General features: G+C 52.7%; 20 protein-coding genes. 19 read left to right on the top strand and 1 reads right to left on the bottom strand.

Annotated features, from left to right (window positions below):
- The first annotated feature begins 204 nt into the window (after window positions 1-204).
- From QW71_RS19565 to QW71_RS19605, 9 genes are all read left to right on the top strand, one after another.
- A complete protein-coding gene (locus QW71_RS19565) occupies window positions 205-1,149 on the top strand; it encodes an NAD(P)/FAD-dependent oxidoreductase (protein ID WP_047013867.1) in 945 nt (314 codons plus the stop codon).
- A gap of 116 nt (window positions 1,150-1,265) precedes the next feature.
- Window positions 1,266-2,363, top strand: coding sequence for a CdaR family transcriptional regulator (locus QW71_RS19570; RefSeq protein ID WP_052421605.1), 1,098 nt, complete (start codon window positions 1,266-1,268; stop codon window positions 2,361-2,363).
- Window positions 2,364-2,472: 109 nt separating this feature from the next.
- A complete protein-coding gene (locus tag QW71_RS19575) occupies window positions 2,473-3,594 on the top strand; it encodes an ABC transporter ATP-binding protein (protein WP_039302337.1) in 1,122 nt (373 codons plus the stop codon).
- A gap of 287 nt (window positions 3,595-3,881) precedes the next feature.
- Window positions 3,882-4,820, top strand: a complete 939-nt coding sequence (gene hprK / locus QW71_RS19580; RefSeq protein ID WP_039302339.1) for an HPr(Ser) kinase/phosphatase — start codon at window positions 3,882-3,884, stop codon at window positions 4,818-4,820.
- A gap of 12 nt (window positions 4,821-4,832) precedes the next feature.
- Window positions 4,833-5,864 carry a prolipoprotein diacylglyceryl transferase gene (gene lgt / locus QW71_RS19585; RefSeq protein ID WP_039302342.1) on the top strand — a complete coding sequence of 344 codons (1,032 nt, stop codon included), beginning with the start codon at window positions 4,833-4,835 and terminating at the stop codon, window positions 5,862-5,864.
- 8 nt (window positions 5,865-5,872) lie between these two features.
- Window positions 5,873-6,526 carry a pyrophosphatase PpaX gene (ppaX, locus tag QW71_RS19590; RefSeq protein ID WP_039302345.1) on the top strand — a complete coding sequence of 218 codons (654 nt, stop codon included), beginning with the start codon at window positions 5,873-5,875 and terminating at the stop codon, window positions 6,524-6,526.
- A complete protein-coding gene (locus QW71_RS19595; RefSeq protein WP_039302348.1) occupies window positions 6,523-7,032 on the top strand; it encodes a DapH/DapD/GlmU-related protein in 510 nt (169 codons plus the stop codon). Before ppaX ends, QW71_RS19595 begins: the two co-directional genes overlap by 4 nt.
- Window positions 7,033-7,326: 294 nt before the next feature.
- Window positions 7,327-8,538 carry an acyltransferase gene (locus QW71_RS19600; protein WP_047013868.1) on the top strand — a complete coding sequence of 404 codons (1,212 nt, stop codon included), beginning with the start codon at window positions 7,327-7,329 and terminating at the stop codon, window positions 8,536-8,538.
- Window positions 8,539-8,597: 59 nt separating this feature from the next.
- On the top strand, window positions 8,598-9,755 hold the full coding sequence (locus QW71_RS19605; protein WP_039302350.1) for an acyltransferase: 1,158 nt from the start codon (window positions 8,598-8,600) through the stop codon (window positions 9,753-9,755).
- A gap of 99 nt (window positions 9,756-9,854) precedes the next feature.
- Here QW71_RS19605 and gntK read toward each other — a convergent pair whose 3' ends face one another.
- On the bottom strand, window positions 9,855-11,384 hold the full coding sequence (gene gntK, locus QW71_RS19610; RefSeq protein ID WP_039302449.1) for a gluconokinase: 1,530 nt from the start codon (window positions 11,382-11,384) through the stop codon (window positions 9,855-9,857).
- Between the two features lie 354 nt (window positions 11,385-11,738).
- Between gntK and QW71_RS19615 the strand changes: the two genes are divergently transcribed.
- The 10 genes from QW71_RS19615 (at window position 11,739) to QW71_RS19660 (ending at window position 20,536) form a co-directional block, all read left to right on the top strand.
- The gene (locus QW71_RS19615) at window positions 11,739-12,956 is read left to right on the top strand and encodes an ATP phosphoribosyltransferase regulatory subunit (RefSeq protein WP_039302352.1); all 1,218 of its coding nucleotides are present in this window, start codon (window positions 11,739-11,741) and stop codon (window positions 12,954-12,956) included.
- A 134-nt stretch (window positions 12,957-13,090) separates the two neighbouring features.
- Window positions 13,091-13,735 (top strand): ATP phosphoribosyltransferase, encoded by a 645-nt coding sequence (gene hisG, locus QW71_RS19620; RefSeq protein WP_039302355.1) that lies wholly within the window; start codon window positions 13,091-13,093, stop codon window positions 13,733-13,735.
- A 145-nt stretch (window positions 13,736-13,880) separates the two neighbouring features.
- The gene (gene hisD, locus QW71_RS19625; protein ID WP_039302358.1) at window positions 13,881-15,191 is read left to right on the top strand and encodes a histidinol dehydrogenase; all 1,311 of its coding nucleotides are present in this window, start codon (window positions 13,881-13,883) and stop codon (window positions 15,189-15,191) included.
- Window positions 15,178-15,789 (top strand): imidazoleglycerol-phosphate dehydratase HisB, encoded by a 612-nt coding sequence (hisB, locus tag QW71_RS19630; protein ID WP_039302361.1) that lies wholly within the window; start codon window positions 15,178-15,180, stop codon window positions 15,787-15,789. Before hisD ends, hisB begins: the two co-directional genes overlap by 14 nt.
- Window position 15,790: 1 nt before the next feature.
- A complete protein-coding gene (hisH, locus tag QW71_RS19635; RefSeq protein WP_039302364.1) occupies window positions 15,791-16,414 on the top strand; it encodes an imidazole glycerol phosphate synthase subunit HisH in 624 nt (207 codons plus the stop codon).
- Between the two features lie 48 nt (window positions 16,415-16,462).
- The gene (gene hisA, locus QW71_RS19640; protein WP_039302367.1) at window positions 16,463-17,200 is read left to right on the top strand and encodes a 1-(5-phosphoribosyl)-5-[(5-phosphoribosylamino)methylideneamino]imidazole-4-carboxamide isomerase; all 738 of its coding nucleotides are present in this window, start codon (window positions 16,463-16,465) and stop codon (window positions 17,198-17,200) included.
- Between the two features lie 52 nt (window positions 17,201-17,252).
- Complete coding sequence (gene hisF, locus QW71_RS19645; RefSeq protein WP_039302370.1) at window positions 17,253-18,011, top strand: imidazole glycerol phosphate synthase subunit HisF; 759 nt, start codon at window positions 17,253-17,255, stop codon at window positions 18,009-18,011.
- The gene (gene hisIE / locus QW71_RS19650; RefSeq protein WP_039302373.1) at window positions 18,008-18,724 is read left to right on the top strand and encodes a bifunctional phosphoribosyl-AMP cyclohydrolase/phosphoribosyl-ATP diphosphatase HisIE; all 717 of its coding nucleotides are present in this window, start codon (window positions 18,008-18,010) and stop codon (window positions 18,722-18,724) included. The genes hisF and hisIE overlap by 4 nt, the downstream gene beginning before the upstream one ends.
- Before the next feature lie 14 nt (window positions 18,725-18,738).
- Complete coding sequence (hisJ, locus tag QW71_RS19655; protein WP_039302376.1) at window positions 18,739-19,566, top strand: histidinol-phosphatase HisJ; 828 nt, start codon at window positions 18,739-18,741, stop codon at window positions 19,564-19,566.
- 22 nt (window positions 19,567-19,588) lie between these two features.
- A complete protein-coding gene (locus QW71_RS19660; protein WP_039302378.1) occupies window positions 19,589-20,536 on the top strand; it encodes a ribose-phosphate pyrophosphokinase in 948 nt (315 codons plus the stop codon).
- Window positions 20,537-20,664: the final 128 nt, after the last annotated feature.

Raw genomic sequence — 20,664 nt, forward strand, 5'->3', positions numbered from 1 at the left:
GCACCTGACTTTTAATCAGGGTGTCGAAGGTTCGAGTCCTTCATGGCTCATCCCAATCAAGTCATCACTTTCATGTGATGGCTTTTTTTATGTTTTCTGGAGGCCTGAACATTAAAAAGCATATAAATTACCCGGAATTCGTTTAAAATAGCTCCCCTCGTTTAATTATAAGTCTATAATGCTGTAGAAATGAGGGAATGACAATTGATCTATGATGCGATTATAGTGGGCGGCGGTTTTGCGGGGCTTCAGGCGGCTATTCAATTGGGACGTTACTCGGTCCATCAGGTGCTTGTAATTGATGCAGGAGGCGGAAGATCAAGCATATGCCGGAATTATCATAATATATTGGGCTGGCCTGACGGTGTGCCGGGTGAGGAACTGCGGGCCAGGGGGAGGCTTCAGGCGGAAAGGGCAGGTGTAGCGTTTCAGAAGGATAGAATAGTTAAGGCCGAGAAGCCGGATGAATTATTCATACTTCACGGAACCGGGAGGCAGCAATATGTAGGCCGGACTCTGTTGCTTGCTACTGGAGTAATGGACCGGTTTCCTGAGGTGCCGGGCTTACGGCCTGCCCTTGGGATGACGATCTATGTTTGCCCGGACTGTGATGGTTTTGAAATTCAGAACCGGCAGACCGTATTGATAGGCTCTGGTGATGTAGGCGCTAATATGGCTTTTGTTTTAAGGGAACGCACAGGTGATTTGACCTACATTAATCATGAACGTACACCTGTCTCGGCGGAAAATCGTAACCGGCTGCGGGATGAGGATATACAGTATATCGAAGAACCGGTTGCCCGCATTGAGGAAGAGAACGGAAGAATTAAGGCGGTAGCCTTGGAGAACGGTGAGGTTCTGCCGGCAGAGCGCGGGTTTATTGCTTTTGGCCGGAATCCGGTACATTCTGAGTTAGCTGCACAGCTGGGAGTAACGCTTCATAAGAACAAGCATGTGGAGGCGAATAAACGTTCATTAATGACTAATATCGAGCATGTATGGGTGGCAGGAGATGTTGCAGTGCATGCGGAGCAGGCGACGGCCGCTATGGGTGAAGGAGCCATTGCCGGGATCTGGATGCATAAGACTTTGAAAAAGATGAATCCGGTAATTCTGCCTCCAGCCAAGAAGCATTATGCAGCAAAATAGACTTTTGATACACTGCTGATCAAATGTCACTCAGGGTTCAGGAGAGCTATTCCGCAATTTGCAGCTAAATATGATAAAATAGGCGAAAAGAGCAAAAGTGGTGGAGAATGGTGACGATGGATAGTGAGGTTTTGCGTCAAAAATTGGAGCAACTCACCGGAAAGAGAACCGGAATCAAGCAGCTCGGGAGGCAGCATTCAGCTTCTCTTTTTGGCATGGGCACGGAGAAGGATCAAGAGCAGGCGGTCTTTCATGAGGGATATTTGTGGATTCCCCTATATGAGAATGACGGGCGTATAACCGCGGTGTGGGTGGAGACAGAAGGGCTGTCGCCTCTGGAACTGCAGCTGGTCAATTATGCGGGCCGTAATTTTGCGGTAGCCCTCAAGGCTACCGGGCTTAAGGAAGAAGGAGAGATGGAGGCCCGTCAGCTTAGCGGCTGGTTGAACTCGCAGCTTGAGCAAGAAAAGGATGATGCAGAGATTCCGGATGATATTACGCTAAAAGGCCGGCTGTTCGGGGATATGATTCCTTTTTTGCTGGTTAGTGAGAATGTCCATAATCCGCAGATGACATACCGTTCGTTAATGAAGCTGCTGCGCAGTTATTTCGAGAACGAAGTCCTGTTAATTCCCCTGTTGGATAAGGAATGGTTAATTTTAGCCCGTAAGGAACTGCTCACCGGCGGAGATGATAAGGAAGATGAGGAAGAAAGTGCTGAGGATCTGCTGTCTCAGACCTCTATGGGACTGCATGAACTGATCGCCAGTGAATGGGTTGGCGTCTTCCATCTGGCGGTTTCCCCGGCCATCATTCCGGTTAAAGGCCTGACAGGCTCCGTGGCTCTGCTGCGCGAGACGATTATTCTGGGCCGGATCTTCCAGGTAGGCGATTATATCCATCTGCCTTGGGAGCTTCATATGGAGCGTCTGGTGAACAGTATCCCCGATGACCGCCGCAGACAGCTGCTGGGTCAGATCGGTGATTATACGGCTGTGCTGGCGGATAAGGAAATGCTGCTGACGCTGGAGACTTTTTTTGAAATGGATTGCAATGTCAGCGAAACCGCGAAGAAGCTGTATATCCACCGGAATACGCTCCTGTACAGACTCGACAAGATCAAACAGGAAACGGGAGCCGATGTCCGCAGTTTCGGGGATGCTGCGATTGTGAAGTTAGCCATGTTATTGTATAAAGTGACGAAAAGAAAATAGGATTTTTGTGAACCTTACAAATAGCCAGGAGGCCTGGTCTGGGGTAAGATAAGTGTACAAGAAAGCGTTTGATTTTCTAATCCAATAATTGACTCGAGGGGGAAATACAATGGCAGGCGTACGTTTAGAGCATATTTTCAAAAAATACCCGGGTTCTGATAAAGCAACAGTAATCGATATCAATCTTGATATTAAAGATAAGGAATTTCTCGTACTGGTTGGTCCTTCCGGTTGCGGTAAATCCACAACACTGCGTATGATCGCAGGTCTTGAAGAAATCTCTGAAGGTAAAATGTACATTGGTGACCGTGTAGTGAATGACGTGGCTCCTAAAGACCGCGATATCGCGATGGTATTCCAATCCTACGCCTTGTATCCGCATATGAGCGTGTATCAGAACATGGCTTTCGGTCTGAAACTGCGTAAAGTGAAGAAAGAAGAAATCGACAAGAAAGTGCGCGAAGCAGCAAGAATTCTCGATATCGAGCATTTGCTGGAACGCAAACCTAAGGCACTGTCCGGTGGTCAACGCCAACGTGTCGCTCTGGGCCGCGCTATTGTCCGTGATCCACAAGTCTTCCTGATGGATGAGCCTCTTTCCAACTTGGATGCTAAACTTCGTGGTCAAATGCGTGCTGAAATCACTAAGCTGGTTAAACGCCTTGAAACCACTTGTATCTATGTAACGCATGACCAGACAGAAGCTATGACAATGGGTGACCGTATCGTAGTTATGTACGATGGTATCATTCAACAAGCAGCTTCCCCTGAAGAATTGTACAATGAGCCTACAAACCTGTTCGTTGCAGGATTCATCGGATCCCCAACAATGAACTTTATCAATGGTACACTCTCCGATGTTGGCGGCGCTGTCCGCTTTCGCGCAGATAACCTTGATGTTGAAGTTCCAGGCGGCAAAGCTACAATCCTGCGCAACAAAGGTTATATCGGCAAAGATGTAATCATGGGTGTTCGTCCAGAAGATATTCATGAAGAGCCAGTATTCCTGGAAGCTTCCCCTAATACAATCTTCACTTCGCTCGTTGATGTTACTGAAAACCTTGGTCATGAAATGCTCCTCTACTTGAGCGGCCTTGGCGCTAACACTGTAATTGCCCGTGTAGATGGACGTTCCACTACCCGTGAAGGCAGCAAGCCTAAATTGGCAATCGACATGAACAAAATTCACCTTTTCGATAAAGAGTCCGAACTGAACATTCTGCTGGGATAAGACAAAGCACAGCGGGATACAGGTTATAATAGAAGAAAGCCGCCCTCACAGGCGGCTTTTTCTTGTATTGGGCATGTGGAGCCGGAGATAAAACGTATTGGTCCAAAGACACGGAAAGCAGGGTATTCCGTCAGGACAGGCTTAGCAATACCAGAGGTAATAAGATTGCATTCATAGGCGTTATCAATTAAGATAGCAGGAGAATTACCTGTAGCTGGAATGGGAAAAGTTGTGAACCCGGGTGCAGGAAGCGGGCACAACCGCAGGTGACGAAAGGACGGACATACATGGCTAAGAAGGTAAAGGTATCGGAACTGGTACAGCATTTTCAATTAGAGGTTGTTTCCGGACAAGAGGGTCTGAAAAGACCGATTACAGTGGATGATTTGAATCGTCCGGGACTGGAAATGGCCGGTTATTTCGAATATTATCCGGAAGAACGTGTTCAGCTGCTGGGCAAAACAGAGCTGGCCTTTTTCTCAATGCTTCCTGAGGAAGAACGCAAAAGCCGGATTCGCGGGATTTGCAACGATAATACCCCTTGTATTGTAATTACCCGTGCGCTGGATGTTCCGCCGGAGCTTATTGAGATCAGTAATGAAAAGGGACTGCCTGTGCTGCGCAGCTCGATGGCGACCACTATTTTCTCGAGCAGACTGACAAGCTTCCTGGAAGGCAGACTGGCACCTACGGCAACAATCCATGGTGTTCTCTGTGATGTATATGGTGTAGGTATGCTGATTACAGGCAGCAGCGGTATCGGTAAAAGTGAAACGGCGCTCGAACTGGTTAAACGCGGGCACCGCCTGATCGCCGATGATGCAGTAGAGATCCGTCAGACCTCGGATAACCAGCTGCATGGTACAGCTCCGGAGCTCATTCGTCACTTGCTCGAAATCCGCGGGGTAGGGATTATTAATGTAATGACTCTCTTCGGTGCCGGGGCCATCCGTAATCATAAGCGGATCACACTGGTCGTTAGACTTGAGGCCTGGCAGCAGGATAAACAATATGACCGGCTCGGACTGGACGAGGAGACTACACGGATCATTGACACCGATGTGCCGCTTGTAACGATCCCCGTACGTCCGGGACGTAACCTTGCGGTAATTATCGAGGTTGCGGCGATGAACTACCGGTTGAAACAAATGGGCTTTAACGCGGCTCTACAATTTACGAATAAACTTACAGCCACCATCTCTGAAGACATGGATGATCTGGACTAGGAGTGTGAGAGCATGTTTTTTTCATTAGCGATTAATCCGATTGTCTTCTCCATCGGTTCGCTGCCTGTTCACTGGTATGGTTTGATACTGGGTCTTGGTGCATTAGCCGGATTATTCCTTGCTATTCAAGAAGGCAAACGCTACAACATTCCGCAGGAGTTCTTCATGGACATGCTGCTGCTCGGAGTTCCTTCGGCGATCATTGGCGCGCGGATTTATTTTGTAGCGTTCAAGTGGGAAGATTATAAGGACAACTTGCTGGATATATTCAAAGTCTGGAATGGCGGTATTGCTATTTATGGCGCGCTGATCGGGGCGATCATCTGCGGAATTATATATTTCCGTTACAAGGGATATCCGTTCTGGCGTATTGTGGACATTTGTGCGCCTGGACTGCTTGCCGGTCAGATGATTGGCCGTTGGGGTAATTTCATCAATCAGGAAGCCTACGGCGGCGTTGTAGAGGAATCTTTCCTGCGTGACAAGCTGCATCTGCCGGACTTTATTGTGAATCAAATGTACATAGGGGATGCGTTTCACCATCCGACCTTCCTGTATGAATCGCTCTGGAGCCTGCTGGGCATTCTGCTCCTCATGGTGCTGCGCCGCCAGAAGTTTGTCCGTGCCGGCGAAATCTTCATGTCTTATTTCATCTGGTATTCGATCGGCCGCTTCTTTATTGAAGCTTTACGTACGGACAGCCTAGGATTTAACGGCAGCAGCGGTTTGGCATCGTTCATTAACGGTCTATGGAGTCCGATGAAATGGCTGGGATTTGAGCAGGGGTATTTCGATCCGGCATACGGGAATGTCCGTATCTCACAGCTGCTGGCACTACTAATCATTCTCGTTGCAGTTGTATTGATCATTGTACGGCGTGTCAGCGGTCAGCCGAAGGATCATTATTCTGATCCGATTGTCAGCACTAAACCGGCAGCGGCAGATGCTGTAGTTCCCGAGAGTGCAGTGAATACACCGCAGAAGGCTCCTCAGCCTATCCAGCCGGTGAAGGACTCATCTGAAGATAAGGAAACAAAGGAGTAGTAGAACTAATGATAGAATGCGTGTTATTTGACTTGGACGGAACGATTGTGAATACTAATGAGCTGATCATCAGCTCGTTCATGCATGCGCTGAAGGAGAATAACCTCCCGGCTCTAACCCGGGAAGAAATTATTCCCCATATGGGAACTACGCTCCAGCAGCAGATGAGCACGTTCTCCGGTCTGCAGGACACAAGCGTGCTGGAGCTTTCTTACCGTTCATATAATTATGCGCATCATGATGAGCTAATCCGTTCTTTTCCTCATGTGAATGAGACTATGGAAGGGCTGTTAAGCCGGGGAATAAAGCTCGGGATTGTGACAACGAAGATTCGTCCAACTACACTCAAAGCGCTGGAAATGTTCGATCTGCTGAAGTATATGGAGACGATTGTGACGGTCAATGATGTCAGTCAGGCGAAGCCGCATCCGGAGCCTGTCCTAACCGCGGTTGCTAATCTGGGTGTTGATCCGGCCAGAACCCTGATGGTGGGTGACAGTGCGGTCGATATTCAATCTGCCAAGGCAGCGGGTGTGCGTGTAGCTGCGGTTGCCTGGTCTCTTAAAGGTGAGGACACGCTGCGTAAGTACGGCCCCGATTACATCATCCACGACATGAAGGACTTATATACTATAGTGGAGCAGGAGACGAAGCAGCCGTGAGAAAGTTAACCCGCTATCCGGTGGAGGGCCATAATTCGCTCTGGTATATTTACCGTACGGTGAGCCCGTGGAAGGGCGTACGTAATTTCATTTTTATCCAGATTGCCCGCTACTGTCCGGTCTTGCCGCTCAAGAACTGGATTTACCGCAGGGTACTCGGCATGAAGGTGGGCAAGCATACTGCGTTTGGGCTAATGGCGATGGTGGATGTGTTTTTTCCGGAGAAAATTTCGGTCGGTGAGAACTCGGTCATCGGCTATAATACGACCATTCTTGCCCATGAATACCTCATCAAAGAGTACAGGCTGGGTGAAGTCATTATCGGGGAGAACGTCCTGATTGGAGCCAACACAACGATATTGCCCGGCGTTACAATTGGAGATTGGGCGGTTGTCGCTGCGGGTTCTGTCGTGCACAAGGATGTAGCTGCGGGCTCGTTCGTCGGGGGCAATCCGCTGCGTGAGCTGCGTCCGCCGGGATCAGCGGAGAAGGCTGTAGAAGAATAATCACCAGGTAACCTCTTACCCTGCAGTTTCATATTGCGTGTATCTGCGCAGAAGCTGCAGGGTTTCTTGTGTAAACTTCGCAGCCTGAGGCAATTAAGCAACCTTAAGCAACCTTTAAGTGTTCGGCGAGTATATATTGGCGATATACTTGTAAGTGCAGGAGCGGATCCTTCCGCATACGGACGCGCAGCACATATCAGAATGAAATAATCAGCAGGGGCAGACTTCCTGATAGGTATCACTTCCGCTTGGCGTCTATGAACAGCCATCATAGCAGAGAAGAGGAATCTTAAAGTGAATGCAGCAAAACAGGAACGTCTGCCCCAGCTGGATATTTACCGTGCTCTGGCGATATTGGGCGTATTGCATGTCCATTCATCATCTTTTGCGGCCGGAGAATTGGCACTCCAGTCACCCTATTATTATTGGCTAAACTGGATCAACATCTTCTTTAAATTCGGTACACCGTCGTTTATTTTTCTAAGTAGCTTTGTGCTGTTCTATAATTATTACGGGCGGCCCGTGACGCGGAGCCTGATCGGAAGCTTTTACCGCCGCAGGCTGAAGTACATTCTGCTTCCCTATATGCTGGTATCCATCGGCTATTACGGATTGACCCTGTACGTGAATGGTATGCTGACACAGCCTCTGGCAGAGAGCATCTCCGGCTTCCTGGGTGCCTTATTTACGGGTTCGGCGTATGCGCATTTGTATTTCGTATTCATCAGTATCCAGTTCTACCTGCTGTTTCCGTTGCTGCTTAAGCTGCTGCAGAGCTCACGGCTGTGGGTGCGCTGGGCTTTTCCGATTGGACTTGCGCTGCAGTGGGTATTCATTATCTGGAACAAGTATCAGCTGCATATTGTGGAAAAAGGAAGCTTGTCGATCTCGTATCTGGCATACTATATGCTGGGCGCCTATATCGCCATTAATTTCGAAGCGATCAAGCTGTGGCTGCTGAAGCCTTGGCGTGAACTGGCTGCCAGGCATAAAGTGCTTATCCTGCTGCTTGTTACATTGTGGCTCGGAGCAGCCTTCACGCATGTACAGTTATGGTATAGAGCCCGCCACTTCGGGATATGGACGGACTCGCTCTGGTACGAGCTGCTCTGGAATGTACATACGATGCTGTCAGCGCTGGTGCTGCTGTATGCCACCTTTCTTATCTACCGCAGGGCACCGAAGGTGATCGTTGCTATTTTGACCCGGCTGGGTGAGATTTCATTTGCGGTGTATCTGATCCATCCTCTGCTGCTTGCAGTGTATAGAAGATTCGGAACGGGAATCCCTACAGATTCATTAACCTATGTAATCTATATTTACGGAGGATTGGCTGCGGCGCTGGCAGGAAGCTGGATGCTTGTGCAGTTTGCGTTCCGCCGCATCCTCCTGTCCTGGGTCGCTTTCGGGAGCGTACCACGTTCACTTGCCCCTCCGGTGAAGGACAAACCTGTGCGCGGGAGCAGAAATAGAGTGCTTGAAGGTAAAGATATCAGTAAATCATGAGAGTTCAACAGACCCCAGTTCAGGCATCAGGGATGAGGGTCTAGGCAGGAGGAAAGATAATGGCTCAAAAGGAAAGAATACCGCAGCTTGATGTATTCCGGGCGATAGCGATTATTGCGGTCATAGCGATTCACGCCACTTCGCGGACACTGGCGGAAACACTTGATACCTCTTTGTTTCATCCGTTTCTGTTCATAAACAAGTTCAGCCAGTTCGCTGTACCTTCGTTTGTATTCCTAAGCGGGTTCGTGCTGTTCTACAATTATATTGACCGTCCGCTTGGCGGGAAGACACTCGCGAAATTCTATAGCCGAAGGCTGATTTATATCATTGTGCCTTATCTCGTTTTTTCGGTGCTGTACTTTATATTGAAAATGACTGCCGGGCATACATGGGGCATGCCTCTTAATGAGCAGGCGGCCAAATTCGGCAAATATCTGTGGACTGGTACGGCGTATACCCATCTGTACTATATTATTATCATTATCCAGTTCTATGTACTGTTCCCGCTCATGCTCTGGTGTCTGCAGAAGGTCCGCCGTCTGGCGGCGTGGGCACCGCTCATCGGACTTGCCTTACAGTGGGGATTCGTGCTGCTGAACAAATATATGGCTAATCACGGATACTGGCAGCTGTCCAAGGGCAGTCTTGCAATTACGTACTTCTCTTATTTCCTGCTCGGTGCAGCGATTGCGGTATATTACAGCTCTTTGAAAAAGTGGCTGATTCCTACCCGTGAAGGGTGGCGCTCCGGTAAGGGTGCAAGCTGGATTGTGCTGTGGTTCTTATGGGCCGCTGCAGGAATCGTTCATGTGGAGCTGTGGTTCAACAATTATACGAAGAAGACGGTCATCAACAGTCTATGGTATGAAGGCTTCTCCAATCTTCATGCGCTGCTCTCTTGTCTTGTGCTGTTCCAGCTGTCCTTCCTGCTGTACGGAGCGGGGCGCAGCCTGCTGGCAAGATTGCTGATCTCTGCCGGCGCCTGCTCCTTCGGGATATATCTGCTGCATCCGGCGCTGCTCTTCTTCTATAGAAAGCTGCCGCTGCACGGCGGATCACTTGCCTACACGGCTGCCATTGCCGGGGGCTGGCTGGTAGCCTTCGCTGGCTCCTGGCTGGTCGTTGCCCTCGTCTTCCGTTATGTGAAGCCGGCATGGGTACTGTTTGGTTCTGGGCCGCAGAAGGTTAAGCGGGCGCCTAAAGCAACAGTGTGACCGTGCGCCTCAATGCTGAGATGCTGGAATAAATGAGATTTCAAATCAGGAATGATAAAAGCGCCGGCGCTTTTATTCATATATTGGCGGGATTGCAGACTACTCTCCGGCCTGTTCGCGCTGGAAATCGGCAATCGCCTGATATTGGCCTTCGAGGCTGCGGTATACGGAGATATAGATGGGCAGCAGCTGCTTATAGACTTTGGCATGTGCCTGGACGGGTTCATGGCGGTGGGTCGAGCCAATCATGCCGAATACGGAATCGAAGGAATCGATCCGGCCGATGGCGTACAGCCCGAGGACAACGGCGCCAAGACAGGAGCTCTCGAAGCTCTCGGGGACTACCACCTCCTGATCGAATATGTCCGCCATCATCTGCCGCCATAGAGCGGAGCGCGCGAAGCCGCCGGTAGCCAGGATTCTGCCCGGCTGGCCGATAATTTCCTCCATAGCGAGCAGGACGGTATACATATTGAAGATGACACCCTCCAGCACAGAGCGGATCATATGCTCTTTGCGGTGATTCATGCTCAGTCCGAAGAAGGAGCCGCGCGCATCGGGGTTCCACAGCGGGGCACGCTCACCGGTCAGATACGGATGGAAGAGCAGGCCATTGCTGCCTGGCGGTACCTGCTCGGCGATCCGGGTCAGGACCTCATAAGGATCAATACCGAGGCGCTTCGCGGTCTCTACCTCAGAGGCGGCGAACTCATCACGCACCCAGCGGAACAGCATGCCGCCATTATTCACGGGGCCGCCAATAACCCAGTGCTTGTCCGTTAGTGCATAGCAGAAGGTCCGCCCTTTCGGGTCGGTCAGCGGCCGGTCGACCACGGTGCGGATGGCTCCGCTGGTTCCTATAGTAGCGGCAATAACCCCCGGCTCTATGGCGCCAACCCCCAGGTTGGACAGGACACCGTCACTGGCGCCTACAACAAACGGTGTGGAAGCCAGGAGTCCAAGCTCTTCCGGAAGCCCCGGAAGCAGCCCCTGCAGGATCTGCGTGGTGGGCACCGGTCTTGATAGACGTTCTGGAGTAATCCCGGCGATACGGAGCGCCTCAGCGTCCCAGTCAAGCTTCTCCAGATTGAACATACCTGTAGAAGAGGCAATGGAGTGATCAATTACATATTTGCCGAACAGCTTGAAGAAGATATATTCTTTAATGGAGATGAATTTATGGGTCTGGCTGAACAGCTCCGGATGCTCCTCACCGAGCCACATCAGCTTGGTAATCGGAGACATCGGATGGACAGGTGTTCCTGTCCGCATATACAGCTCATGCCCGTTCAGTTCATTCTTCAGCCGCCGGGCAGCTGCACTGCTCCGGTTATCGGCCCAGGTGATGCAGGCGGTAAGCGGTTTGCCGGAAGAATCAACAGCAATAACGCTGTGCATGGCCGAGCTGAAGGAGACAAGCAGAACCTGTCCAGGAGGGACGTGGCTGTCCAGCATGACTGACGAGATAGTGTGCAATACAGCCTGCAGAATCTGATCAGGGTCCTGTTCTGCGACAGAAGGGGAAGGCTGATGCAGCGGATAGCCTTGGTTGCTCTGTGTGACGATTGTTCCGTTCTCCTCGAAGAGGACAGCCTTGGTGCTGGTAGTTCCAATATCAACGCCGATCATATAGGATGTACTCAAGCCGTCAGTCCTTCTTTCTGCTCTGAAATAGATACCGGGAATACTTAATGCAGGAAATAAAGTACAATTATATTATATATTTCGCATGAAACATTCTGAAGTTCACGTTCTACAGCTTATTATATTCGCAGGTAATCACGGTGGCAAAGAGAGGGTTGGTAGGCGCTGCTTATTAACATATAACCTAAGCTTCCGAAACCGGCGGATATAGAAGTCGATTGTTGACGCAAAAGGATAGTCCGTGATACGATATTACCACTGCTTTAGTTTACTACCACTTTACCATATTAAAGTGCTTGAAGATACTTCTTATGATATCTGATGAGGTGAAAAGTGAAGATGTCCAAACCAAAGGGATTCGAAAAGCCTGCCGGCGTACGGGATTATCTCCCGCGTGCGGTAACGAAGCTGCGCAAGATTGAGAACGATGTGCTGCACTGCATGAGCCGCTGGGGCTACCGCCAGATGATTACTCCCACGCTTGAATATTACGATACGGTCGGTGTGGCCAGTTCCACGTCAGACCAGAAGTTGTATAAATTACTGAATAACCGCGGTCAGGCACTCGTGCTGCGTTCGGAAATGACAGCGCCCGTTGCCCGCGTAGTCTCCTCATTATTGAAGGACGAACCGCTGCCGCTGCGTCTGTCCTATCATGCCAATGTCTTCCGTGCTATCGAAGAGGAGGCCGGCCGGGAAGCAGAATTCTTCCAGACCGGAGTGGAGCTTGTCGGAGATGATTCACCAGAGGCGGATGCTGAGGTCGTTGCACTGGCAATTGCCTCGCTGGAGGCCGCGGGGGTGAAATCTTTTAAAATTGCGATAGGGCATGTAGGCTTCCTCGACGGTCTGTTCCAGGAAGCGGTATCCGGCCTCCCGCAGGCTCAGGAAGAGCTGAAGAGTCATCTGCTGGGCCGTGATTATGTCGCTTTCCGGGAGACGCTGCGCCGCCTGGAACTGCCTGAAGCCCAGAAGAAGGAACTGGAAGGACTGCTGCGGCTGCGGGGAGGCAAGGAAATCTGCGGACAGGCGCTGGAGCTCAGCAGCCATCCGCTGGCACGCGCTTCCATTGAGCATTTATGCAAGGTATGGGAAGTACTTGTCGCATACGGCGTCTCTCAGCATGTGCTGATTGATCTGACGATGATCGGTGATTTCTCCTATTATACGGGCATGACGTTTGAAGGTTATGCTTCGGAGCTGGGCTTCCCGGTATGCAGCGGCGGCCGGTACGACAATCTGCTTCAGCAGTTTGGACGCCCGATTCCGTCGACAGGCTTCTCGCTGAAGACCAACCGTATTCTGGACGGTGTATCCGGAGTAACCGAAGAGGAGGAACTGCCGGTACTGGTCCAGTACGATGCCCTGCGGCGTCAGGAAGGTCTTGCTGAGGCGGCCCGGCTGCGGAATGAGGGCCACGCTGTGGTAACCCGGCTGGCGGCAGGCCCGGAAGAGCTGAAGGTCGTGAAGCGCCTGGATACGGATACCGTAGAGGCAGAGGGCGAACGTTACGGAGAGATTTATACGTTTGTGTCTTTTATCAGCGAGCATGGCTGAGCGGAGCAGGTTGATTGGCTGATCTCATAAATGTGGAATGAAGCAGTAGGTGACAATACGTGAAATGAAGGAACATGTGAACACAAGTAATCCCTGCAAGTATGTAGCGGAAATAGAAACGGAGGCGGGTATGAATGGCACAGATTCTTAAGGTAGCCATGCCGAAAGGCCGGATTTACAACAAAGCGGCAGAGCTGTTCCGCAAGGCGGGACTGCCGATTCCTCCGGACGGGGAAGAATCACGCAAGCTGGTGATTTCACTGCCGGAAGCCGGAATGGAGTTTATTCTCGCCAAGCCGGTAGATGTGCCTACATATGTAGAGTATGGTGTAGCGGATATCGGTATCGTAGGCAAAGATGTACTGCTGGAAGAAAACCGTGATGTGTACGAGCTGCTTGATCTGGGGATTGCCCGCTGCCGGATGTCGATTATCGGACTTCCGAACTGGCAGCCGGGCATTCAGCAGCGGGTAGCGACCAAATATCCGAATGTGGCCTCACGGTACTTCCGCGAGCAGGGCCAGCAGGTCGAGGTTGTGAAGCTGAACGGCTCAATCGAGCTGGCGCCGCTGATCGGCCTGGCTGACCGGATCGTGGATATGGTGGAGACCGGCCAAACCCTGAAGGATAACGGGCTGGTGGAAATGACCAGTATCTTCGAAATTACCAGCCGCCTGGTGGCCAACCGGGTAAGCTACCGGATGAAGAATGAGGAAATCCAGCAGCTGTGTGACCGCCTGCAGGCCGTGATTGCAGGCCCGGAGCTGCAGATTAAATAAGCTATACAGATTGAACTTTAAAAGATGAAAAAAGGATAGAAGTGACGAAGGGGAAGTTTGGAACTGTAGGAGCGGAAGTCCAAACATTGTCCGTAGTTACGGCTGAGCCTAGCTAGTAAATAGAAAGTTCAGGGGGGAAGCAGCGGTGAAGGTCCAGTCCAGTAAGGAGTTTAAGCTGCAGCGTGAAGTGGAATACGGCAAGCCGGAGCAGAACAAGGCGGTACGTGAAATCGTGGCCGGTATCAAACAGGAAGGTGATGCGGCATTGCTCCGGTATACGGAGCGCTTCGACGGCGCGGTGCTGACGCCTGCGCAGCTGCGGGTTACGCAGGAGGAGCTAGAGGCCGCCTATGGCCGGGTAGAGGAGTCCTTCGTAACGGCAATCCGGGCGGCAGCCGTCAATATCCGCGCGTTCCATGCGCGGCAGAAGCGCAATTCCTGGATGGATCTGCAGCCGGACGGCACGATCCTCGGACAGATCATCCGCCCGCTGAAGCGGGTGGGCGTCTATGTTCCCGGCGGCAAGGCAGCGTATCCGTCCTCGGTGCTGATGAACGTTATTCCGGCACAGATCGCCGGCGTGCCGGAGATCGTGATGGTTACACCGCCTTCGACGGGCGGCTTCGAAGGCATCGATCCCTATATTCTCGTTGCCGCCGCTGAAGCGGGCGTAAACGAGATATACCGCGTAGGCGGCGCGCAGGCGATCGCCGCCCTGGCCTTCGGCACGGAATCGATCGTGCCGGTCGATAAGATCTGCGGGCCAGGGAACATCTACGTGGCCCTGGCCAAACGCGAGGTCTACGGCGCTGTCGATATCGACAGCATCGCCGGACCGAGCGAGATCGTCGTGCTCGCCGACGATACCGCCGAGGCCGCCTACGTCGCGGCCGACCTGCTCTCGCAGGCCGAGCACGACGAGATGGCCTCGGCGATCCTTGTGACGCCGTCGCAGCGTCTCGCGGAGGCCGTTGCTGCCGAAGTAGAACGGCAGCTGCAGACGTTGCCGCGCGAAGCTATCGCGCGGGCCTCGGTAGAGAACTACGGGGCGATTATCGTTGTGGAATCGCTCGAAGAGGGCATCTCCATTGTGAACCGGCTGGCGCCGGAGCATCTGGAGATTGTAGTGGCGGACCCGATGGCACTGACCGGCGCGATTGAGAACGCCGGGGCAATCTTCCTGGGTCCGTACAGCTCGGAGCCGGTCGGCGATTACTTCGCCGGACCGAACCATATTATACCGACCAACGGCACAGCAAGGTTCTCCTCGCCTGTGGACGTGGATGATTTCATTAAGAAATCCAGCCTGATCTATTACAGCAAGGAAGCACTGCTGCGGGACGGGGCGGCGATTATGGAGCTCGCCCGGCGCGAGGGGCTGGAAGGCCATGCCCGCGCAATAGAAATCCGGCTGGAGAACGAAGCGAAAGGTGGAGACGGAAATGGAGAACAATAATAATGAAGTGGCGCTGCGCAAGGCCGGACTTAGCCGTACAACCAACGAAACGGACATCGCGTTGACCTTTGCTGTGGACGGCAGCGGAGTTTCCGAGCTGGAGACCGATGTGCCTTTTCTGAATCATATGCTGGATCTATTCACCAAGCATGGACAGTTTGATCTGAGCGTACAGGCGCGGGGCGACATCGATATCGATGACCACCACACGGTTGAGGATATCGGTATCTGTCTGGGACAGGCGCTGCGGGAAGCGCTTGGCGACAAAAAAGGCATCAAGCGTTACGCGAGTGTCTTCGTCCCCATGGATGAGGCACTGGCTCAGGTAGTGATTGATATCAGCAACCGGCCGCATTTTGAATACCGGGCAACGTATCCCTCACAACAGGTAGGCAGCTTCTCTACGGAGCTGGTTCACGAATTCCTCTGGAAATTTGCGCTGGAAGCGAGAATTACGCTGCATGTCATTGTACATTATGGCTCCAACACCCATCACATGATTGAAGCGGTCTTCAAGGCACTGGGACGGGCGCTGGATGAAGCGACACAAGTGGACCCCCGGGTGAAGGGTGTGCCTTCGACGAAGGGAGTGCTGTAGCATGACCGTTGCAATCGTCGATTACGGCATGGGCAACCTGCACAGTGTCAGCAAGGCGGTGGAACGCCTGGGGTATACGAGTCTGGTGACGGCAGATGCCGGTGAGATTCTGGCGGCAGACAGCGTGATCCTGCCGGGTGTCGGTGCATTCGGCGATGCGATGGAGCATCTGCGGGCGAGCGGAATGGATGTTGTAGTTAAGGCTGCAGCTGAAGCGGGACAGCCGCTGCTGGGCATATGCCTCGGTATGCAGCTGCTGTTCAGCAGCAGCGAGGAGCATGGCGAGCATAAGGGGCTGGATCTTCTGCCGGGCTCGGTGGTACGCTTCGCACCCCGTGACGGCTACAAGGTGCCGCATATGGGCTGGAACAAGCTGGGCTTCCTCCAGCCGGCGAGTCCGCTTCTGACCGGCCTTGAAGAAGGGCATGTCTACTTCGTCCATTCCTATCATGTGCTTGCAGGTAGCGACAGCGACCTGCTGGCGGTCACGGATTATGGACATCCGGTAACGGCTGTAGTCGGGCGGAACAATGTGTACGGCATGCAGTTTCACCCGGAGAAAAGCGGTGAGCTTGGCATCAAGCTGCTGGGGAATTTCCTGCGGCTTCGAAGAGAGCAGGCGTGAAGCCTGAATAACTATATTGCAAATTGTAATGAAAGCGGGGAGCGCTACATGTCTTCTTTTATCGTATATCCGGCAATTGATATCCGGGACGGCAAATGTGTCCGGTTGCAGCAGGGGGATTACAGCCAGGAAACCATTTATAACGACAGTCCGGTTCAGGTGGCCAAGTCTTGGGAAGAGCAGGGCGGACAGTTTATCCATCTGGTCGATCTGGACGGCGCCAAGGCCGGGCATCCCGTTAATGATGCTATCATCGGGGCCATTGCCAAGAATGCCAATGTTCCGGTTCAGGTCGGCGGCGGTCTCCGCACGCTTAAGGATGTGGAGAAGCTGCTGGGTCTTGGCATCAGCCGGGTCATTATTGGAACGGCGGCGATCAATGATTATGCTTTTACAGAGGCGGTTCTCGCGAAGTATGGCGATAAGGTAGCGATCGGTATTGACGCCCGTAACGGCTATGTGGCTACGCATGGGTGGCTGAATACCTCCGAGGTGCGCGCCGAGGATCTGGCCAAGGAGCTGGCAGCCAAGGGTGCAGAGACCTTCATCTACACAGATATCTCCCGTGACGGGATGATGCAGGGACCGAACGTGGAGGGTATTCTTTCCATGGCCGGAGCGAGCGGCAAAACCGTAATCGCCTCCGGCGGTGTTACCAGCCTGGACGATCTGCTGCGTCTGAGCGTACATAGCGGCAGCGGGATCGGTGGAGCGATTGTCGGCAAGGCGCTCTACACCGGCAATATTGATCTGGCTGAAGCCCTGCAGGCGCTGGGTAAGGCGTAGGGGTTCCGGGCTTAGTAATTACTTTTGTTAGCCTGTGAAGGAGGGATCTTGGATGTTAGCCAAACGGATTATCCCCTGTCTGGATGTGAAGGACGGGCGGGTGGTAAAAGGCGTTAATTTCGTAAATCTGCGCGATGCCGGAGATCCGGTGGAGCTGGCGGCTTTATATGATAGCGAAGGTGCAGATGAGCTGGTATTTCTGGATATCTCCGCATCGGTGGAAGGCCGGGCGACTATGGTCGAGGTCGTGCGGCAGACTGCCGGGGAGATCGCAATTCCATTCACGGTGGGCGGCGGGATTTCGACACCTGAGGACATGAAGCGGATTCTGCGAGCCGGTGCAGACAAGATCGGCATTAATACGGCAGCTGTCAATAATCCGCAGCTGATTCTTGAAGGCGCCCGTCACTTCGGCTCCCAGTGCATTGTGGTGGCGATGGATGCCAAATATAATGAGGCTTGGGGCGAGTGGGAAGTGTACACTCACGGTGGACGTACGCCTACCGGTATCCGGGCGCTTACCTGGGCCAAGGAAGCTGAGCGGCTGGGAGCGGGCGAAATCCTGCTTACGAGCATGGACGCCGACGGCACGAAGGACGGCTTCGATCTGAAGCTGACGGCAGCAGTCTGCGATCTGCTGAGCATTCCTGTAATTGCTTCCGGCGGTGCGGGAAGAATTGATCATTTCTATGATGTATTTACCGCAGGCAAGGCAGATGCCGGACTTGCGGCAACTATTTTTCACTATAAAGAGATTGCCATCCATGATTTGAAGGCTGATCTGAAGCAAAGAGGGGTAGAGATCCGATGAGCGAGGACAAGAAAGACATAGCGCAGATCCAGCAGGAGGCATTGTCAGGCATCCGCTGGAATGAAGCCGGCCTGCTGCCGGCAGTGGTGCAGGATGCCCGTACCCTGGAAGTATTAATGTTCGCCTATATGAATCCGGAGTCACTACGGCTGTCACTCGAGAGCGGCCAGACCTGGTTCTGGAGCCGTTCGCGTAGTGAGCTCTGGCATAAGGGCAGAACCTCCGGCAATACCCAGGCCATCACCTCCATCCATTACGATTGTGACAGCGACACCTTACTGGTAAAAGTAGTGCCGCAAGGACCAGCCTGCCATACGGGTGAGAACAGCTGCTTCTTCCGCGAGATTCCCCTCAATTCACCGGCAACAGCTGAAGCAGCTGGAGGTACAGTTAACTCCGCAGCAGCAGGCCATGACCGCTTTGCTGTACTGGGTGAGCTGGAGCGCGTAATTGCCGAGCGGGAAGTGAACCGTCCGGAAGGGGCGTATACTACTTATCTGTTCGACAAAGGCGTCGACAAGATTCTCAAGAAGGTCGGCGAAGAAGCCTCCGAAACCATTATCGCCGCCAAAAACAAAGATAATGCCGAGCTTCGCCTTGAAGTCAGCGATCTGATCTATCACTTGCTGGTTCTGCTGCAGGAACGGAAGCTTCCGCTGAATGAGATTCTGGAAGAGCTGAGTGCCCGCCATGAACGGCCTCGCCGGGACTAGGAGGAAGGTTCAGCATGCGTATTGATTATCATACCCACCATGAGCGCTGCGGCCATGCCGTAGGGAAGCTTGAAGAGTATGTGCAGCGCGGCATAGCGCTCGGGCTGCAGCAGCTTGGACTGTCCGATCATCTGCCGCTTATCCATGTAGATCCGGAGCACTATTATCCCGAGATGGCTATGCCGCTTGCGGAGCTTCCGCGTTATGTAGAGGAATGTCTTACGCTGAAGGAGCGCTACCGCGGAACGATTGAGCTGCGGGTGGGGCTTGAAGCAGATTATATCGAGGGATATGAAGAGCAGATCCGCGAGCTTTTAGCACCCTATCCGTGGGACTATCTGATCGGGTCGGTGCATTTTCTCGGGGAATGGGATATTACGGACCACCGGCAGACCCATGGCTGGGAAGGCCAGGACGTGATGAGTGTCTATCGCCGATATTATGATGCAGTGCAGAAGTCGGCGTTATCGGGATTATATGATATTATAGGACATATGGATGTCATCAAAAGGTTCGGTTACGGGCCGCAGACTCCGGAAGGAAGAGCCGAGGCCAGGGCACTTGAGCTGGAGACGCTCAAGGTTATATCCGGCAGCGGAATCGCGATGGAGCTGAATGCTTCGGGACTCACTAAGCCCTGTGCCGAGATGTTCCCGGCTGAGCATGTGCTTCAGCAGGCGTATGCCCTGGGCATTCCGCTCACCGTGGGCTCAGACGCCCATGACCCTCTGAAGCTGGGAGACGGCTTGCAGGAGGCGCGGGAAATGCTGTGGCGCACGGGCTTCCGTGAACTGGCTGTGTTCGAAGGACGCCGCCGCACATCCGTCCCGTTTGAAGTTTAAATTATAATCCCAGGAGGGTACTATGCATCATCAATTACGTATTTTTTCCGGTTCGTCGAATCCGAAGCTGGCCGCTGATATTGCGGAGCGCCTTGGCGCACCGCTGGGCCTGATTAAGCTGACACGTTTCAAGAGCGGCGAGATTTATGTGCATTATGAAGAGAGCATCCGGAACTGCGACGTATTTTTGGTGCAATCCCTGGCTCATCCGATTAACGAGCTGTTTGTAGAACTGCTGGTCATGATCGACGCTGCCAAACGCGCATCGGCAAGAACAGTGAATATTATCGTTCCTTATTACGGGTATGCCCGGCAGGAGCGCAAATCTGCGCCGCGTGAGCCGATCTCGGCCAAAATGGTTGCCGATGTGCTGACCACTGCAGGAGCTACCCGCGTGATAACTATTGACCTGCATGCAGCGGCTATCCAGGGATTCTTCAACATTCCGGTGGATCATCTGACTGCGCTTGATCTGATCAGCGGCTATTTGAAGATCAAAGGCCTCTCCGATCTGGTAGTCGTATCACCCGACGCGGGCCGCGCCTCCATGGCTGAGAAGCTGGCCAGCCGGCTGGACTCTCCGTTTGCCATCATGATCAAGAAACGTCCGGCCCATAACGAATCGGTAATTACCCATGTCATCGGAGATGTTGAGGGGAGAACGCCGATTATTATTGAGGATCTTATTGATACGGGGACCACGATCGTCAATGTGGTAGAAGGGCTGAAGGAGCGCGGGGCCCGGAACAGCATCGTCTGTGCCACGCACGGGCTGTTCTCCGGAGATGCGCTGGAGCGGATGGATCATCCCAATATCGACGAAATTGTCGTCACGGATTCTATTGCGCTGCCGGATGAGCATTCCAGCAGATTCTCGGTGCTCTCTGTTGCACCTATGCTGGCAGAGGCCACACGTATTATCATCGAAGGCGGTTCCATAGACAAGCTATTTAGAGACGCGGGGATATAGTCCCTGCGTTTCTTTTTTACAGTTATGCTGCAGCAGCAACTTTTCAAGCTTTTACCTCCCCTTAACTCTCCTCCCAGGTTGAGAATCTCACTACCACATGTGGTATACTGTGTGAAGAAGACAGCCAA

The organism is Paenibacillus sp. IHB B 3415, assembly GCF_000802655.2.
Lineage (GTDB): Bacteria > Bacillota > Bacilli > Paenibacillales > Paenibacillaceae > Paenibacillus_AQ > Paenibacillus_AQ phytohabitans.

Coding starts and splice junctions, on each gene's coding strand:
- QW71_RS19570 (WP_052421605.1), top strand. CDS start 1,266: ATGGATAGTGAGGTTTTGCGTCAAAAATTGGAGCAACTCACCGGAAAG.
- ppaX (WP_039302345.1), top strand. CDS start 5,873: ATGATAGAATGCGTGTTATTTGACTTGGACGGAACGATTGTGAATACT.
- hprK (WP_039302339.1), top strand. CDS start 3,882: ATGGCTAAGAAGGTAAAGGTATCGGAACTGGTACAGCATTTTCAATTA.
- hisG (WP_039302355.1), top strand. CDS start 13,091: ATGGCACAGATTCTTAAGGTAGCCATGCCGAAAGGCCGGATTTACAAC.
- QW71_RS19660 (WP_039302378.1), top strand. CDS start 19,589: ATGCATCATCAATTACGTATTTTTTCCGGTTCGTCGAATCCGAAGCTG.
- QW71_RS19605 (WP_039302350.1), top strand. CDS start 8,598: ATGGCTCAAAAGGAAAGAATACCGCAGCTTGATGTATTCCGGGCGATA.
- gntK (WP_039302449.1), bottom strand. CDS start 11,384: ATGATCGGCGTTGATATTGGAACTACCAGCACCAAGGCTGTCCTCTTC.
- QW71_RS19575 (WP_039302337.1), top strand. CDS start 2,473: ATGGCAGGCGTACGTTTAGAGCATATTTTCAAAAAATACCCGGGTTCT.
- hisJ (WP_039302376.1), top strand. CDS start 18,739: ATGCGTATTGATTATCATACCCACCATGAGCGCTGCGGCCATGCCGTA.
- hisIE (WP_039302373.1), top strand. CDS start 18,008: ATGAGCGAGGACAAGAAAGACATAGCGCAGATCCAGCAGGAGGCATTG.
- hisH (WP_039302364.1), top strand. CDS start 15,791: ATGACCGTTGCAATCGTCGATTACGGCATGGGCAACCTGCACAGTGTC.
- hisB (WP_039302361.1), top strand. CDS start 15,178: ATGGAGAACAATAATAATGAAGTGGCGCTGCGCAAGGCCGGACTTAGC.
- lgt (WP_039302342.1), top strand. CDS start 4,833: ATGTTTTTTTCATTAGCGATTAATCCGATTGTCTTCTCCATCGGTTCG.
- hisA (WP_039302367.1), top strand. CDS start 16,463: ATGTCTTCTTTTATCGTATATCCGGCAATTGATATCCGGGACGGCAAA.
- QW71_RS19615 (WP_039302352.1), top strand. CDS start 11,739: ATGTCCAAACCAAAGGGATTCGAAAAGCCTGCCGGCGTACGGGATTAT.
- hisF (WP_039302370.1), top strand. CDS start 17,253: ATGTTAGCCAAACGGATTATCCCCTGTCTGGATGTGAAGGACGGGCGG.